Source organism: Limosilactobacillus albertensis, from assembly GCF_014145555.1.
In the GTDB taxonomy this organism is placed as follows: Bacteria; Bacillota; Bacilli; order Lactobacillales; family Lactobacillaceae; genus Limosilactobacillus; species Limosilactobacillus albertensis.
The window spans coordinates 53,450-71,510 of sequence record NZ_JACIVD010000044.1; the positions used below are offsets into that span (position 1 = coordinate 53,450).

Annotated in this window: 14 protein-coding genes and 1 tRNA gene; 14 read left to right on the plus strand and 1 reads right to left on the minus strand. The window is 39.7% G+C overall.

Translation table 11 applies throughout. The features are described 5' to 3' along the window. The first annotated feature begins 88 nt into the window (after nucleotides 1-88). The 12 genes from trxB to clpP all read left to right on the plus strand — a co-directional run bounded on the left by trxB (nucleotide 89) and on the right by clpP (nucleotide 15,270). Nucleotides 89-1,021, plus strand: a complete 933-nt coding sequence (trxB, locus tag H5S41_RS01015; protein WP_182601707.1) for a thioredoxin-disulfide reductase — start codon at nucleotides 89-91, stop codon at nucleotides 1,019-1,021. 264 nt (nucleotides 1,022-1,285) lie between these two features. Beyond that, the gene (locus H5S41_RS01020) at nucleotides 1,286-3,013 is read left to right on the plus strand and encodes a phospho-sugar mutase (protein ID WP_182601709.1); all 1,728 of its coding nucleotides are present in this window, start codon (nucleotides 1,286-1,288) and stop codon (nucleotides 3,011-3,013) included. A gap of 117 nt (nucleotides 3,014-3,130) precedes the next feature. Continuing rightward, on the plus strand, nucleotides 3,131-3,769 hold the full coding sequence (locus H5S41_RS01025; RefSeq protein WP_153710077.1) for an HD domain-containing protein: 639 nt from the start codon (nucleotides 3,131-3,133) through the stop codon (nucleotides 3,767-3,769). Nucleotides 3,770-3,873: 104 nt separating this feature from the next. Then, entirely contained in the window at nucleotides 3,874-4,146 is a 273-nt protein-coding gene (locus tag H5S41_RS01030) for a hypothetical protein (RefSeq protein WP_153710078.1), read from the plus strand. Between the two features lie 216 nt (nucleotides 4,147-4,362). Then, complete coding sequence (gene uvrB / locus H5S41_RS01035) at nucleotides 4,363-6,378, plus strand: excinuclease ABC subunit UvrB (protein ID WP_182601711.1); 2,016 nt, start codon at nucleotides 4,363-4,365, stop codon at nucleotides 6,376-6,378. Nucleotides 6,379-6,392: 14 nt separating this feature from the next. After that, on the plus strand, nucleotides 6,393-9,257 hold the full coding sequence (uvrA, locus tag H5S41_RS01040; RefSeq protein ID WP_182601713.1) for an excinuclease ABC subunit UvrA: 2,865 nt from the start codon (nucleotides 6,393-6,395) through the stop codon (nucleotides 9,255-9,257). 278 nt (nucleotides 9,258-9,535) lie between these two features. Next, nucleotides 9,536-10,867 (plus strand): APC family permease, encoded by a 1,332-nt coding sequence (locus H5S41_RS01045; protein WP_182599219.1) that lies wholly within the window; start codon nucleotides 9,536-9,538, stop codon nucleotides 10,865-10,867. Between the two features lie 181 nt (nucleotides 10,868-11,048). Further along, complete coding sequence (gene rapZ, locus H5S41_RS01050; protein ID WP_182601715.1) at nucleotides 11,049-11,921, plus strand: RNase adapter RapZ; 873 nt, start codon at nucleotides 11,049-11,051, stop codon at nucleotides 11,919-11,921. Between the two features lie 15 nt (nucleotides 11,922-11,936). Further along, entirely contained in the window at nucleotides 11,937-12,923 is a 987-nt protein-coding gene (gene mgfK / locus H5S41_RS01055; protein ID WP_153710081.1) for a gluconeogenesis morphogenetic factor MgfK, read from the plus strand. A gap of 18 nt (nucleotides 12,924-12,941) precedes the next feature. Continuing rightward, nucleotides 12,942-13,880: a DNA-binding protein WhiA gene (gene whiA / locus H5S41_RS01060; protein ID WP_182599221.1), complete on the plus strand. Its 939-nt coding sequence runs from the start codon at nucleotides 12,942-12,944 to the stop codon at nucleotides 13,878-13,880. A 503-nt stretch (nucleotides 13,881-14,383) separates the two neighbouring features. Further along, nucleotides 14,384-14,515 carry a hypothetical protein gene (locus H5S41_RS11860; RefSeq protein WP_003666430.1) on the plus strand — a complete coding sequence of 44 codons (132 nt, stop codon included), beginning with the start codon at nucleotides 14,384-14,386 and terminating at the stop codon, nucleotides 14,513-14,515. Nucleotides 14,516-14,676: 161 nt separating this feature from the next. Continuing rightward, the gene (gene clpP / locus H5S41_RS01065) at nucleotides 14,677-15,270 is read left to right on the plus strand and encodes an ATP-dependent Clp endopeptidase proteolytic subunit ClpP (RefSeq protein WP_003666435.1); all 594 of its coding nucleotides are present in this window, start codon (nucleotides 14,677-14,679) and stop codon (nucleotides 15,268-15,270) included. Nucleotides 15,271-15,387: 117 nt separating this feature from the next. Here the strand turns inward: clpP and H5S41_RS01070 are convergent. Then, nucleotides 15,388-15,459: transfer RNA gene (locus H5S41_RS01070), tRNA-Arg, on the minus strand. Between the two features lie 267 nt (nucleotides 15,460-15,726). Here H5S41_RS01070 and gap point away from each other — a divergent pair. Both gap and H5S41_RS01080 read left to right on the plus strand, forming a co-directional pair. Further along, nucleotides 15,727-16,740: a type I glyceraldehyde-3-phosphate dehydrogenase gene (gene gap / locus H5S41_RS01075; protein WP_182599222.1), complete on the plus strand. Its 1,014-nt coding sequence runs from the start codon at nucleotides 15,727-15,729 to the stop codon at nucleotides 16,738-16,740. An 85-nt stretch (nucleotides 16,741-16,825) separates the two neighbouring features. Continuing rightward, nucleotides 16,826-18,031, plus strand: coding sequence for a phosphoglycerate kinase (locus H5S41_RS01080; RefSeq protein ID WP_182599223.1), 1,206 nt, complete (start codon nucleotides 16,826-16,828; stop codon nucleotides 18,029-18,031). Nucleotides 18,032-18,061 lie beyond the last annotated feature (30 nt).

Genomic DNA, 18,061 nt, shown 5'->3' on the forward strand with positions numbered 1-18,061 from the left:
CACTTTTAAAAAGTAAGCTAAATGATAGACAAACGGATTTAAAGTAGGTATCATATTGTGTAAGAAATTATTTGAGGAGGTCAATGTAATGGCTGATACTAAACAATATGACGTTATTGTGATTGGGGCAGGTCCCGGTGGAATGACTGCTGCTATGTATGCTTCACGGGCAAACCTATCAGTTCTAATGCTTGATCGTGGTATTTATGGTGGAAATTTAAATAATACGGCAGAAATTGCCAACTATACTGGATTTAAGAGTATTAAGGGCCCAGAGCTTGCTCAGCAAATGTATGATGGGGCGACACAGTTTGGTGCTGAATATGCGTATGGCACCGTAACAAAAATAGAATTAGTTGATAATATGAAGAAAATCACAACCGATATGGACGAGACCTATCTCGCTAAGACAGTCGTGATTGCAACAGGTTCTGATCAGCGGCACCTAAATGTTCCGGGAGAAGAAGAGTTCGGCGGACGAGGTGTATCCTACTGTGCAGTATGTGATGGTGCCTTTTTCAAGAACAAGCACTTAATTGTAGTTGGTGGTGGTGACGCGGCTGTTGAAGAGGGCGTCTACCTTACCCAACTGGCTTCTAAGGTAACAGTTCTTGTTCGCCGCGATGAACTTCGCGCTGAGCCAATCATTCAAGCAGAGGCAATGAATAACGATAAGCTAGAATTTGTTTTTAATACTAGTGTAACTGAAATTGTTGGGGATGACGTTAAAGTAACCGGTGTTAAAACTCATAATAATAAGACTGGTGAAGACGGTGAAATGGCTGCTGATGGTGTATTTATCTATGTCGGAAACTTTCCAATGACATCTGCTTTTAAGAATTTAGGTATTCTTGATGATCAAGGATGGGTAAAAACAGATGAGCGGATGCGCACTTCTGAACCTGGTATATTTGCAATCGGTGATGTGCGTGATACGCCGTTGCGGCAAGTAGCGACAGCAGTAGGTGATGGTGCAATTGCTGGGCAGCAGGTTTACCAATATATTAAGTCAATGGATTAAACGGTGAAAATACTGAGTTATCAGCATTTGAGCTGCCAGTCAGCTACTGGGTTGTTGCATTACTATCTTTAAAATAGTTAAGAGGTTGAGTTAATTCTTAGCCTCGCTTTTTTTGAATAAGAGGTATTTTGCTGAATATTCCAATTATAAAGTCGGGGGTAAGATTTTTTGGTAAAACTTTAGTAAAAATTTAAGTAAAAAGCGACAGATAACATTTTATGCGGTATACTAAACAACAGAGTATGACGTAAAGGAGACATTATTGTGAGCTGGAAAGATACTTATAAGGTTTGGCAAGAACGGACAGATCTTGAACCAGGCTTAAAGCAAGAATTAGCTGCAATGAACGATGATAAAGAAATTGAGGATGCCTTTTATGGTCCATTGTCATTTGGAACTGCTGGAATGCGGGGATTAATGGGCCCAGGAATTAACCGGATGAATGTTTACACGGTTCGTCAAGCAACTGAAGGATTGGCAACCTTAATGGATTCATTAGGGGACGATATCAAAAAACGCGGGGTTGCTATTGGTTACGATTCCCGTCACAACTCCCGCAAATTTGCTCATGATGCTGCACGTGTTTTAGGTGCTCATGGGATTAAAGTTTATATCTATGATAATTTACGGCCAACACCTGAATTATCATTTGCGGTTCGTCACATGGGAACTTATGCCGGAATTATGATCACTGCTAGTCATAACCCTAAAGAATATAATGGTTACAAGATCTACGGTGAAGATGGCGGACAGATGCCGCCTAAGGAATCAGACATGATGACCGGCTATATTCGGAAGATTGATGATATTTTTGATATTGCTTTAGCTGACGAACAAGAAATGCTTGATAATGGCTTAGAAACAATCATGGGTGAAGATGTTGATGCAGCCTACCTTGCAAATGCAAAGAGCGTAACTGTTAACCCAGAATTGGCTAAAGAATACGGTAAAGATATGAAATTCGTCTTTACGCCACTATGCGGAACCGGTAAAATGCTTGGCGAACGGGCATTGCGGCAAGCTGGCTTTACTAACTATGAGATGGAACCAACTGAGGGTCAGCCAAATGGTGACTTTCCTGGCTTGGAACACCCTAATCCAGAATTTCCAGAGGCGTTTGTTCGTTCAATTGCCCTTGGAAAGAAAGTCGGAGCAGACGTATTAATTGCCACAGACCCAGATGCAGACCGTCTTGGTTGTGCTGTTCGACAACCTGATGGCGAATATCAATTGCTTACTGGAAATCAGATTGCTTCAATTATGCTTGCTTATATTTTAGAAGCTCACAAACAAGCTGGGACTTTGCCAGATAATGCTGCTGCTGTAAAGTCAATTGTTTCTACTAACTTTGCTGCTAAGATTGCGGAAAGTTATGGCGTTGATATGATTAATGTTTTAACTGGTTTTAAGTGGATTGCTGATCAGATTCATCAATATGAAACTGGCAAAGTTGATCATACTTTCATGTTTGGTTTTGAAGAAAGTTATGGCTACCTTATTAAGCCATTCGTCCGTGACAAGGATGCTATCCAATCTTTGACCTTGCTTGCTGAAGTTGCAGCTTATTACCGTAGCCGTAATATGACACTTTATGATGGCTTGCAAGAATTATTTAAGAAGTATGGATACTTCCGTGAAAAGACTATTTCTAATACTTATGCTGGTGTTGATGGTCCGGATAAGATCAAGGGCTTAATGAAGAAATTCCGTGAAGAGGCGCCAACTCATTTTGCGGGGCACCAAGTAGCAGTTACCGAAGACTTTTCTAAGGGCACTAAGATAACTGCTGATGGCAAAGTAAGTGAACTAGGTATTCCTGAATCAAATGTATTACGTTACGTGCTTGATGATGATACTTGGATTGCTATTCGCCCATCAGGAACGGAACCAAAGCTTAAGTTCTACATTGGTACAAGTGCTGATACTTTAGAAAAAGCAAATGCTAAGTTAGCCGATTTTGAAAAAGCCTTACAAGAATTTGCTGAAGAATAATTAAGTAGTTGAAGAAGACTGGGGAAAATATTTTCTCGGTCTTTTTTTAATATTTCTTGAATTTTTGGCAAAAAAATGTATGATTGTAAAAATTAACTATTTTGGGAGGAATTCGTCATGGGAATGCATGAATATTTAAAAAGTTTAAGTGATCTTGAAATGATCAATCGGGCTCCTGGATATTTTAAGTTTGAGGAGCATAACGTGGCTGCCCATTCATTTAAGGTAACTCAAGCAGCACAAATGCTTGGTGATATTGAAGAGCAGGCAGGAAATGAAATTGATTGGCGTTCCCTATATGAAAAGGCCCTTAATCATGATTACACAGAACGTTTTATTGGTGATATTAAAACACCGGTAAAATATGCGACACCAGAATTACGGTCAATGCTTGCACGTGTTGATAAGTCTTTAACAGAAAACTTTATTCAATCTGAAATACCGGCAGAATTTCGTGAGGCTTATGAACGACGATTTGCAGAGGGAAAAGATGACACGTTAGAAGGAAAAATTTTAGCGGTTGCCGATAAAATTGATTTAATGTACGAGTCATTTGGTGAAATTCAAAAGGGAAATCCAGAGCCGGTTTACATGGATATTTACAAATCGAGTTTGACCGCAATCATGGACTTTCGGGATATGGCAAGCGTGCAATATTTTCTTAAAAAGATTTTGCCCGAGTTATTGAAAGATAATGCTGATGGTAACGCTAAGAACCAGTTAGCAATTGTAACTACCCAAATTATTCAGCAATAAGTGATTAAAACTGCCTGTTTTTGCTTACTAGTTGATTTTTGCAAACGCTTTCTTATAATAGAAGTAGAAGGTAAAAGTTATCAAAGTAAAAGGAGGCGGCAAAAATGACACCTAGTATGTTTACGGGTACGTTTGCAATCTTGGTATTATGGTTAGTAGTCGATATTTTTTGGGAGTTAAGTCGGCCAAGGGATATTGTAATGCGGCGAATCTGTGCTTGGTTGAATCTAATTGCAATTATTGGCGGATTTACCGTATTTTATGGTGTAACTCATTTTGGAAATGACGGCATTGTCCCGTGGTTTATTTGCTTAAATTGGATTAACGTCATTGCCGCAGGTTTACAATTCTACTTTGGATATGCACGTCGCGGATAAATATTAAATTGATACATTAAGTGGGAAATAATCGCTTTACGGAGGAGGTTATTTTCCACTTCCTTTTTTGTAGTAATTTATAGACGAATACATGTTTGGGTGATAAACTAATATCAGTAAATAATAGATAAATAATTATAAGTGGGACGCGGTGACTTTAAGGCTCGCGATTCCACTTTCTTTTGCTTAAGTCTAGTGTAAAGGAGGAACTTTTTTGTGATTTACCGGCAACCAGATAAAAAATTTGAATTAGTATCAGACTATCAGCCAACTGGTGATCAGCCCCAAGCGATTAGCCAACTGACAAAAGGAATAGAGGATGGCGAAAAAGCTCAAATCTTGTTAGGAGCGACTGGAACAGGAAAAACGTTTACGATTTCAAATGTTATTGCTAATGTTAATAAGCCCACGTTGATTCTTTCACATAACAAGACGCTAGCGGGACAGCTTTATGGAGAAATGAAGAAGTTCTTCCCCCATAACGCGGTTGAATATTTTGTTTCGTACTACGACTACTATCAGCCAGAAGCATATGTTCCTTCGAGTGATACATATATTGAAAAGGATGCTTCGATTAATGATGAGATTGATAAGCTGCGACACTCTGCCACTACATCTTTACTGGAACGTAATGATGTGATTGTTGTTGCTTCGGTTTCAAGCATCTTTGGTTTGGGTGATCCGCGAGAATATCAAAACAGTGTTCTTTCATTGCGGGTTGGTCAGGAGATTGAACGTGACCGACTTTTAACAGACCTTGTTAATATTCAGTTTGACCGTAATGATATTGACTTCCAGCGGGGAAGGTTCCGTGTTCGCGGCGATGTTGTGGAGATTTTCCCAGCGTCACGTGATGAGCGGGCACTGAGGATCGAATTTTTTGGTGATGAAATTGACCGGATTCGTGAAGTAGATGCCCTTACCGGAGAAGTGATTGGCGATCGTGACCATGTTTCGATCTTCCCGGCAACACACTTTATGACCAATGAAGAGGTAATGGATAGAGCATTGCCGCAAATTGAAGCCGACATGAAAAAACAGGTTAAAAAGTTTACGGATAAAGGGAAACTACTGGAAGCTGAGCGGATTCAACAACGGACAACTTATGACATTGAAATGATGCGCGAGATGGGCTACACCAATGGGATTGAGAATTATTCCCGGTATATGGACGGCCGTAAGCCGGGAGAACCGCCTTATACCTTGCTGGATTTCTTCCCCAAAGATTTTTTGCTAGTGGTTGACGAGTCTCACCAAACAATGCCCCAAGTGCGCGGAATGTATAATGGGGACCGTGCGCGAAAACAAATGTTAATTGATTATGGGTTCCGTCTACCGAGTGCCCTTGATAATCGGCCTTTAAAATTACCGGAATTTGAAAAGCATGTTAATCAAGTTGTATATATGTCGGCAACTCCCGGTCCATATGAAATGGAACAGACTGATCATGTTGCTCAACAGATTATTCGACCGACAGGCTTGCTTGATCCAACTGTAGAAGTACGCCCGGTTATGGGACAAATTGATGACTTGGTTGGTGAAATTAATAAACGGATTGAAAAGAATGAACGGGTCTTTGTCACAACATTAACCAAGAAGATGTCAGAAGATTTGACGGATTATTTGAAGGATATGGGCTTAAAAGTTAAATACCTTCATAGTGATATTAAGACCCTTGAGCGGACCCAAATAATTCGTGACCTCCGTCTTGGAAAATTTGACGTGCTTGTTGGAATTAATCTTTTGCGGGAAGGACTAGATGTACCTGAAGTATCGTTAGTTGCAATTCTTGACGCGGATAAGGAAGGGTTCTTACGAAATGAACGCTCACTTATTCAGACGATAGGGCGGGCGGCTCGTAACGAAAATGGGGCCGTAATTATGTATGCCGATACTATCACTGATTCGATGCAAAAAGCGATTGATGAAACTAAGCGGCGGCGGACGATTCAGATGAAATATAATGAAGAGCATCACATTACACCGCGTACAATTATTAAGCCAATTCAAGAAGCAATTACGGTTACTAAGAAAGTAACTGATGAAACGGAAACAGATAATAGCGCTGAATTTACCGATAAGGACTTTGCAATGCTGGATAAAGAAGCGCAAAGCAAGATGCTGGATGAATTAACCGAACAAATGCGGTCTGCGGCTAAACGGCTTGACTTTGAGCAAGCGGCAACACTGCGGGATACGATTATGGAGTTAAAAACAAAATTAAAGAAATAAGGAGGGATTAATTCGTGGCAAATGATAAGATTGTAATTCATGGCGCACGGGCACATAACCTAAAAAATATTGATATAACGATTCCCAAAAATAAATTAGTAGTTGTTACCGGGCTGTCTGGATCAGGTAAAAGTTCCTTAGCTTTTGATACTTTATATGCTGAAGGACAGCGGCGATATGTTGAGAGTTTGTCCGCATATGCCCGCCAGTTTTTGGGACAGATGGACAAACCGGATGTTGATTCGATTGATGGGCTATCTCCTGCTATCTCGATTGACCAAAAAACAACGTCGCATAACCCGCGCTCAACTGTTGGAACAGTAACCGAAATTAATGACTTTTTACGGTTATTGTGGGCACGAGTAGGAACGCCGATTTGTCCTAATGATAATATCCCTATTACTAGTCAGTCACCGGAACAGATGGTGGATAGGGTGCTTGAGTTGCCTGAACGAACTCGTTTACAGATTCTTTCACCTGTTGTGCGGGATAAAAAAGGAACACAGAAGAAAGTTTTTGAAACGATTAAACGAGAAGGATTTGTTCGAGTCCAAGTTGATGGCGAAACCTACGACCTTGATTCAGTCCCAGAACTAGATAAAAATAAAAAACACACAGTTAATGTGGTAATTGATCGGATTATTATCAAGGAAGGTGTTCGTTCGCGGTTATTTGATTCGTTTGAAGCAGCATTGCGATTAAGCAATGGATATGCGATTGCTGATGTAATTGGCGGAGACCCGATCCCATTTTCTGAACAATACGCGTGTCCAATTTGTGGTTTTACGGTTGGCGAATTGGAACCCCGGTTATTTTCGTTCAATGCCCCAACTGGCGCTTGCCCGGAATGTGAAGGGTTAGGGTTAAAGTTAGAAGTAGATATTGATTTGGTAGTGCCTGATCCAACAAAGACCTTAAAAGAAGGGGCAATTGTGCCGTGGAACCCAATCTCTTCTCAATATTACCCGCAATTGCTTGAACAATTCTGTAAATCGGTTGGCATTGATATGGATACCCCATTCAATAAGCTGCCTAAAAAACAACAGCAGCAAGTCCTATATGGTAACGGTGACACCACATTCCACTTCCATTATGAAAATGACTTTGGCGGGATTAGGGATGTTGACGTTCCGTTTGAAGGGGTTATTAACAACATTAGCCGTCGTTACCGGGAAACTAATTCTGACTTTACAAGAGAACAGATGAGGAAATACATGACAGAACTGCCTTGTCCGCTTTGCCACGGTTATCGGTTAAATCAGCGGGCACTAGCAGTTAAGATCGATGGTCAAAATATTGGAGAAGTTTCTGATTTGCCGATTAGTGAATCGCTTGAATTCTTTAAGAATGTTAAACTTTCCGACCAAAACGCTAAGATTGCCCAGCCAATTCTGAAAGAAATTATCGACCGTCTTACCTTCATGAAGAATGTGGGAGTTGAATACCTGACACTTAGCCGCTCTGCAAGAACTCTTTCTGGTGGGGAGGCTCAGCGAATTCGGTTAGCCACTCAAATCGGTTCAAATTTATCTGGCGTAATGTATGTTTTAGATGAGCCATCAATCGGTCTTCATCAGCGTGACAATGACCGGCTTATTGCATCTCTAAAATCGATGCGGGATCTTGGTAACACACTGATTGTGGTTGAACATGATGAAGATACAATGCGGGCGGCTGACTATATTATTGATATTGGACCAGGAGCCGGCGAAAATGGCGGGCAGGTAATGGCAGCCGGAACTCCTAAGCAAATTATGCGTTCACGGAAGTCCTTGACTGGTCAATATCTGTCTGGTAAAAAATTTATTCCGGTACCGCAAGAACGCCGAACTGGTAATGGTAAAAAAATTACTATAAAGGGAGCAGCTATAAATAATCTAAAGAATATTACGGTTGATTTCCCGCTTGGCGAATTTATTTGTGTGACAGGAGTTTCTGGCTCTGGAAAATCAACGTTAGTAAACATAATTTTAAAACGGGTATTAGCCCAAAAGTTAAACAATAATTCTGCTAAACCCGGTAAGTATAAGTCAATCAGCGGGGTTGAAAATATTGAAAAGGTTATTAATATTGACCAATCCCCAATCGGGCGGACTCCACGAAGTAATCCGGCTACTTATACTGGTGTATTTGATGATATTCGCGAATTATTTGCGCAAACTAACCAGGCCAAAATGCGTGGTTATACAAAGGGAAGGTTCAGTTTTAATGTAAAAGGCGGTCGCTGTGAGGCATGTCATGGTGATGGAATCCTTAAGATTGAGATGAACTTCTTACCAGACGTATATGTACCGTGTGAAGTTTGTCATGGTACGCGGTATAATTCAGAAACCCTTGAAGTTGAATACAAAGGTAAGAATATTGCGGAAGTCCTTAATATGACTGTCTCTGAGGCGCTTGAATTTTTTAATGCAATTCCTAAAATCAAGCGCAAGTTGCAAACCATTGAAGATGTCGGTCTTGGTTATGTTCATCTTGGACAACCAGCAACAACGCTTTCGGGTGGTGAAGCGCAGCGGATGAAACTAGCCGCTGAACTTCATCGTCAGTCTCATGGTAAGAGCTTCTATATCTTAGATGAGCCGACAACAGGATTACACATGGATGATATTAAACGCCTATTAGCTGTCCTCCAGCGGTTAGTTGATGCTGGAAATACTGTTTTGGTGATTGAACACGATTTGGATGTTGTAAAGTCAGCAGACTGGTTAATTGATCTTGGCCCAGAGGGAGGAGCTAATGGTGGCAATATTGTGGCGACCGGAACTCCTGAACAGGTAGCTGAAGTAAAGGGCAGCTATACTGGTAAGTACCTAAAAGAGATGCTGGACCGTGATCAAAAATGGGCAGAAGAGCGAGCAACTAAGAAGAAAAAATAAAAAAGTAGTTGCAATCAAAAAGTTCTAATGGTATTCTAATAAAAATCAAAGTACACGAAATGAGGGAAATATAATGTTACGATTTAATAAACAAAATCAACAACTTTCTTCCTCCTCAGCCTCTAACTCTATTAAGGCTGAGTGATTTTGGTGTACCCAATCAATAGGTGTTAAACAAACTCGGGTTCTCTATTAATCATTTGGCATGTCCGAAGTGTATTAATAGATGAAGTTCCGGGTTTTTTATTTTGCCTAATATTAAGAATGGAGGAATGATGATGAATCAACAACCAGCGGATGAATTAAAAAGGGCGCTTGGATTTTGGTCTGCCATTTCAATTGTAGTGGGGACCATTATTGGGTCGGGAATATTCTTTAAGCAAGGCTCTGTTCTTGATAGTGCTGGAACATCGACTCTTGCAATCGCTGCTTGGGTTTTCGGGGGAATTATTACCTTGACTGGTGGACTAACTGTTGCCGAAATCGGAGCGCAGATGCCATATACCGGTGGGCTTTATGTATATATTGAAAACATTTATGGCCGGATTCTCGGTTTCCTTGCCGGGTGGATGCAGGTAATTGTATACGGTCCTGCGATTATTGCTTCAGTTGCCGGTTTTATGAGTATTTTAATGGCTAACTTTTTTGGCCTGGGAGCACAATGGCGAATACCATTGGCAGTAATTACAGTTGTTGCAATTGGAATAATGAATTTATTTGAAAATAAAGTCGGTGCAATTTTTTCTATCATTACAACAGCAGGAAAAATGATTCCGATTGCTGCTATCATTATTTTTGGCCTTTTCTGGGGTCAGCAAGACGCGTTTGGACAGACTGTTACAGAAATTCATCAATCAACTGGTGGCTTTGGGGTAGCGGTTTTAGCAACATTATTTGGTTATGATGGCTGGATTTTAATTGCTAACCTTGGTGGTGAAATGAAAAATCCGCAAAAGTTGCTTCCTCGCGCTATTATTTTAGGAATTACGGCGGTACTAATTATCTATACCTTAATTACTATTGGAATCCTTAAATTTCTTCCTGTTAATACAATTCATCGATTAGGTGAAAATGCAACAGCTTATCTAGCCGTTAAAGCTTTTGGGGCAATTGGCGGTAAGTTGCTATCAGCTGGGATTATTATTTCGATGATGGGGACATTAAATGGAAAAATGATTACGTTCCCGCGGATTGTCTATGCCATGGCTCGTCGACGCGACTTACCGTTTTCACGGTATCTCTCGTATATTACACCTAAAGGGAAGTCACCGGTTGTTGCAACAATGTTTATTATCGTATTAGCAACAATCATGATGTGCTTCTTTGATCCTGATCATTTATCAGATTTATGTGTGTTTACTGTATATTGTTTCTATTTACTAGCATTTTTTGGTATCTTCATTTTAAGAAGAAAAAATAAGGGACCACGGCCGTTTAGCACGCCGCTTTACCCCCTCGTTCCGATTATTGCGATTGCTGGTGGGATTTTTGTCCTCGTAAGTGAAGTTATGAATGATCCGGCTGGTGTAATTCTTTTTATAGGGATTGTTATTGTCGGATTGCCAATTTTATATATTGTTAAGCGGATGGATCAACGGCGGATGCATTAGCGTTTGAGGAGGAGCCTAACAAAATGTTCTCCGCAAGTACAGATAGGCCTCTAGAGTTCAGTAAAATTGAACGCTAGGGGCCTTTTTCTTTTGTAGTTAGCTTTTTCTTGCTTGGGTAAGACACGCCCGGCTTGATGTGATAAAATGGGTGAGTAGCTGTAAGGAAGAAAGGAAACTATTAATGGCAGATGAAAAACTAAAAGTAGTAATAATTACGGGGATGAGCGGGGCAGGTAAAACTGTTGCCGTTCATAGCTTAGAAGATTTAGGATACTTTGTAATTGATAATATGCTTCCGGGATTAGCAGAACGGTTTGTAGATGTAATTGAAGAGTCCGATGAATTCAATAAAATCGCTATGGTGATGGATATGCGTTCGCGGGGCTTTTACGATGAAGTTCTACCAAATTTTGAAAAGCTAAAGCAACGTTCTGATTTAGATGTTAAGTTATTATTCCTTGATGCAAATGACGTTACGTTAATTTCCCGTTATAAAGAAACTCGTCGGTCACATCCATTGTCACCGCATGGTCGAATTTTAGATGGGGTTGAATTAGAACGAAAGCTATCTGCTGACCTCAAGAGTCAAGCTGATATTGTAATTGACACAACGAATATAACGCCTCGTAACCTGAAATTACGGCTAAATAAGCTTTTTGGTCATGGTGAAGGCAGTGATTTTTATGTTGAGATAATGTCATTTGGCTTTAAGTACGGGTTACCGCTTGATGCTGATATTGTAATGGATGTTCGCTTTTTGCCTAACCCATTTTATATCCCGGAATTAAAGCACCTAACCGGGAATGATAAGGTGGTTCAAGAATATGTAATGCAGAGTCCGCTTGCTAAAGAATTTTATCAACACTTGCGTTCACTCTTAGAAATATCTCTGCCAGGGTATATTCGTGAAGGCAAGAGTAGTTTAACAATTGCAATTGGGTGTACCGGTGGTCAACATCGGTCAGTGACAATTGCTAATAAAATATCTGCTGATTTAAAAACTGATGGGTATAAGGTTAATACTTACCATCGGGACGTTGAAAAGGCGAAGTAAAGAGGAGTTTTGATTATGTTGCATAAACCAAAGATTGTAGTAATCGGTGGTGGAACTGGACTCCCAGTTGTTTTGCGCGGATTACGAGATCAAGATGCTGATGTTACAGCGGTTGTGACCGTTGCTGACGATGGCGGTTCATCAGGAATATTACGTAATTATATTAATGTTGTGCCACCTGGTGATATTCGCAATGTTTTAGTTGCACTATCGGAATTGCCGGATCTTGAACTTGATATTTTCCAATACCGCTTTAAGAGTAGTGATCAATTCTTTGCCGGCCATGCAATCGGTAATTTGATTATTTCAGCTTTATCTGAAATGAAAGGCGGTATTTTTACAGCAGTTCAAGAACTATCTGAAATGATGAAAATTAATGGTCACATTTATCCAGTCGCTAATGAACCGTTAACATTAAATGCTGAATTTACAGATGGAACAAAATTAAGCGGTGAATCAGAGATAACGGCAGCTCATAAACAGATTAAACGAGTATGGGTAACCCCTTCTGCCGATAATGATGGTCATCCTGCACGACCTGTTTCTGAGGTTTTGACCGCAATTAAAAATGCTGATCAAATTGTTATCGGTCCTGGTAGTTTATTTACAAGTATTCTTCCCAACCTTATGATTTCTGAGGTAGGACAAGCGGTATGTGAGAGCAAAGCTGAAGTAATATATATTTGTAATATTATGACGCAGAAAGGCGAAACTGATAATTTTACTGATGCTGATCATGTCCGTGTCCTAAATCAACATCTTGGGAAAAACTTTATTGATACGGTCTTAGTTAATATTCAACCAGTTCCTGCTAATTATCTTGACTTCCAAGAATGGAACGAAATTTCTCAACCGGTTAAGCATGATTTTCGCGGATTACGTGCGCAAGGCTGCCGGGTAATTAGTTCTAATTTCTTACGCCTTAAAGATAACGGGGCATTTCATGATCGAGATAAGGTAGTGGCAGAATTAATGAACCGGCTTCATCAGGTCCACGATTAATAAGGAGGCAGATGCTAAGTGTCATACGCGAGCGAGGTAAAAAAAGAATTAACAGGAATAAAAGTTCATCGTGACAATGCAAAAGCTGAGCTAATGGCGCTTATTCGGATGAATGGATCAATTGGGATTGCTGATCGGCAATTGATACTTAACGTGCAGACTGAAAATCCTGCTATTGCACGTCGAATCTATTCACTGCTAAAACAGTTTTACGGGGTAGAAAGTGAAATTGTAGTACGGCGAAAGATGAAATTAAAGAAAAATAATCAGTATATTGTCCGTTTGCGTTACCATGCCCAGCATGTTTTAGATGATTTAGGAATTCTACAAAACTTCCAGATTAAAGAACAGGTACCAGTCGAGCTGCTTAAAGATGAATGGATGGTGCGGTCTTATTTGCGGGGGGCCTTTCTTGCGGGAGGATCGGTTAATAATCCTGAAACTTCACGTTACCATTTGGAAATCTATTCTTTATATGAAGAACACAACGAAATGATTGCCCAAATGATAAACAAATTTGGCTTAAATGCGCAGACAACGGCACGACGAAGCGGATTCATTGTTTATCTAAAAGAAGCAGAAAAAATTGCAAATTTTATGTCACTAATCGGGGCAACAAATTCCATGCTACAATTTGAAAATGTACGAATTGTACGCGATATGCGAAACTCTGTTAATCGATTGGTGAACTGTGAAAATGCTAACCTAAACAAAATTGCCAATGCTTCTACCCGGCAGATTGAAAATATTGAATTTATTGATTCACGTGTCGGACTTAGCAGTTTGCCTGATAAATTAAGAGAAATAGCTGAAACGCGGCTTGCCCATCAAGAAGTAAGCTTAAAAGAACTAGGCGAATTAGTACCAGGGGGGCCAATTTCAAAGTCAGGGGTTAACCATCGTCTACGCAAATTAAATGCATACGCTGATGAATTGCGTGCTTCACAAGTAAAATAATAAAAGCCTTTAGCATATCTTCATCCTTGAATGACAGGGTATGCTAAAGGCCTTTTTATAAAAAAGAAAACCTATTTTTTATTAATGCTTTCACTAATCAATGCTAATTCTGTAGCGGCACATTCTTGATCTAATTCATTCCAATTTGTGGTAACGTTAAAAATGTTTAAGGTATTTACTGACATAGTTATATCCTCCTCGGTCTTACACCATTACTTTATTTCTCATGTCTATACTCTGTATCATACCCTAATTGGTCTAAAATGTAAATCTTTTAATTGTAACGTTTGGTAGGCGTTGATTAAAATTGGTATAGGTCAATTGGCTGAAAAGCTAAGGCAATAGTAAAGATAATCGTTTAACAATTCCAATAAAATATTTCTTAATTTTTTCTTGAGAAGACTTATTTTTTGAAATTTAGAGAGACTTGCTTTTTAAAACGATGCCCGGTATAATTGGAACGTTAATTAATTTACGTTTAATATAAAAGGAGGCAAATACACATGCGTAAAGCACACCCATACGGCGTACAAGGCCGTCGCCCAATCGCTTCAAAGTACAAGCGAGCATTAAAAGAAAAGAAGATTGAAGCTATTCGTAAGTGGGCTAAGGAAAAGCCAGCTGAAGAAAAGTAATTCATAAAAAAGATCATGCAGCTTAATGCATGGTCTTTATTTTTACAAAAATATTAAATAAAGGTTAAAACATTTGACCTTTTTTGACCAATCGAGTATAGTATTATTATCCGTTAGCATACAAGACTAACGAGTGCTAATTAACTTAAGGAGGCCATATTATGAATTTAGTTCCTACTGTCATTGAGCAATCATCACGTGGTGAACGTGCTTATGACATTTACTCACGGCTTCTGAAGGACCGCATTATTATGCTTTCCGGTCCAATTGAAGACGAAATGGCAAATTCAATTGTTGCGCAGCTTCTATTCCTTGATGCGCAAGATTCAACTAAAGACATTTATTTATACATTAATTCACCTGGTGGAGTTGTTACCTCAGGAATGGCAATTTACGACACCATGAACTTTATTAAGGCTGATGTTCAAACTATCGTCATCGGAATGGCTGCTTCTATGGCCAGTGTGTTAGTATCATCTGGTGCTAAGGGGAAGCGTTTTGGGTTACCGCACTCACAAGTTCTGATTCACCAGCCATCTGGTGGAGCACAAGGTCAGCAAACTGAAATTGAAATTGCTGCTACTGAAATTTTGAAGACTAGAAAGATGCTTAATGGCATTTTAGCTAAGAATTCTGGTCAGCCAATTGAAAAGATTCAGGCTGATACTGAACGTGACCATTACTTAACGGCACAGGAAGCGGTAGATTACGGTTTGCTTGATGGCGTAATGGAAAATAATTCAAAATTAAAGTAATACTTAATAAGTTTAATTAAACATAAATCCCTATATTTAGGCTTTTTCCTAGATATAGGGATTATTTTTATATATAAAATTTAAAAATAAAAAAGAGGCTATAGCAGCCTCACAGAATGCGCCCCCCGAGAGTCGAACTCGGATCTCGAGAACCGGAATCTCACGTGCGATCCATTACACTAAGGGCGCGTCAACAAATATTATACTATCTTAAATTATAATGGATTGCAAGGATTATTTGAAAAATTTAATCAAAATAACGCTTACATCAGAAAAATGTTGTGATTGAATAGACAATTTTTTTGAAGATGGTATCATAAGTATCGTAGGAGTTGTATATTGCTTAGACCTTACCACTGCGTCACTTACAATGGTTGACAGTTGCGATGCTGATGTAATGTGATAAACTAAGCAAGTACACTAATTTATGTTTTTCCTAAAGGAGGAATTTGCAGTATGACTGTAAAAATTGGTATTAACGGTTTTGGCCGTATTGGTCGTTTAGCATTTCGTCGGATTCACGAACTCAACACAAATGATATTGAAGTTGTTGCAATCAACGATTTGACTACTCCTTCCATGTTGGCATACTTACTTAAGTATGACTCAACTCATGGTAAGTTCCCTGGTGAAGTTTCAGCTACTGATACTGGTATTGTTGTTGATGGTAAGGAATACCCTGTATATGCTGAACGTGATGCTCGTAACATTCCTTGGGTAAAGAACGATGGCGTTGACTTTGTCCTTGAATGTACTGGTTTCTACACTTCTGCTGAAAAGTCACAAGCACACATTGACGCTGGTGCAAAGCGTGTATTGATTTCAGCACCTGCTGGTAACATCCCAACTGTTGTTCCTGGTGTTAACCTTGACACCTTGACTAAGGATGATGTTATCGTTTCAGCTGGTTCATGTACTACTAACTGTCTTGCACCAATGGCTAAGGTCTTAAATGACGAATTTGGTGTTAAGGTTGGTACTATGACTACTGTTCACGCATTTACTTCAACTCAAGCTATCCTTGACGGCCCTCGTGGTAAGAAGATGCGTAACAACCGTACTGCAAGTGTTAACACTATTCCTCACTCAAGTGGTGCTGCTAAGGCTATTGGTTTAGTTATCCCTGAATTAAACGGTAAGCTTTCAGGTCACGCACAACGTGTTGGTGTTGTTGATGGTTCATTAACTGAACTTGTTTCAATCTTGGACAAGAAGGTTACTGTTGACCAAATTAACGATGCAATGAAGAAGGCTACTGAAGGTAACGATGCTTACGGTTACACTGAAGACGAAATTGTTTCAACTGATATTATCGGTTCAACATTCGGTTCAGTATTCGATCCTTCCCAAACTGAAATTATGGAAGGTGAAGATGGCTCACAATTAGTTAAGACTGTTGCTTGGTACGACAACGAATACGGTTTCACTAGCAACATGATCCGTACTTTACTTCACTTTGCTACTCTTTAATTTGAAGTAAAATTAAACTAATTGATTAAGGTGGGAGGAGGAAAACTCCGCTCACCTTTTTTGATAAAAGAGGAGGAAAATATACATGGCTAAATTAACTGTTGAAGACCTTCCTTTAGAAGGCAAGAAAGTATTAATGCGTGTCGACTTTAATGTACCAATTAAAGACGGCGTAGTTGGTGATGACAACCGAATCGTTGCCGCTTTACCAACTATTAAGTATGTAATTGATAATGGTGGCCGGGCAATCTTATTCTCACACCTTGGCCGGATTAAGAAAGAAGAAGATAAGCCAGGCCTTTCTCTTCGTCCAGTTGCTGAGCGCCTTTCAAACTTGCTTAACAAGCCAGTAACATTTGTTCCGGTTACTGAAGGCAAGCAATTAGAAGATGCCATTGATAACATGAAGAACGGTGATGTTTTGCTTGTTCAAAACACTCGTTACGAAGATGTTAAGGATGGCGAATATGTAAAGCGTGAATCTGGTAATGATCCAGAATTAGGCAAGTACTGGGCATCACTCGGCGATGTATTCGTAAATGATGCTTTTGGTACTGCACACCGTAAACATGCATCAAATGTTGGAATTGCTACAAACATGCCTGGTAAGGCCGCTGCCGGTTACTTAATGGAAAAGGAAATTAAATTCTTAGGTGACGCTGTGGATAACCCTGAACGACCATTTGTTGCTATCCTTGGTGGTGCTAAAGTTTCTGACAAGATTGGTGTTATTGACAACCTTCTTGATAAGGCAGATAAGATTATCATTGGTGGTGGAATGGCTTATACATTCTACGCTGCTAAGGGAATCAAAGTTGGTAACTCTCTTGTTGAAAAAGATAAGATTGATGTTGCTAAGCAAATCCTAGACAAGGCTGGCGACAAGTTAGTATTGCCAATTGATAACGTAGTGGCTGATAAGTTTAACAACGACGCTGACACTAAGGTAGTTGAAGGCGACATTGACGATGGCTGGATGGCTCTTGATATCGGTCCTAAGTCTGTAAAGGAATTTGAGAACGTATTAAAAGATGCTAAGACTGTTGTTTGGAATGGACCAATGGGTGTATTTGAAATGCCTAACTTTGCTAAGGGTACGCTTGAAATTGGTAAGTTCCTTGGTACTTTAACAGATGCTACGACAATTGTCGGTGGTGGTGACTCAACTGCTGCTGTTAAGGAATTGGGTGTTGCTGATAAGCTTACTCATATCTCAACTGGTGGTGGAGCATCATTAACATACCTTGAAGGTAAAGAATTGCCTGGAATTGCTGCAATTTCTGATAAGTAATTCGTTACTATTTCATGATTAGGGGGCTGA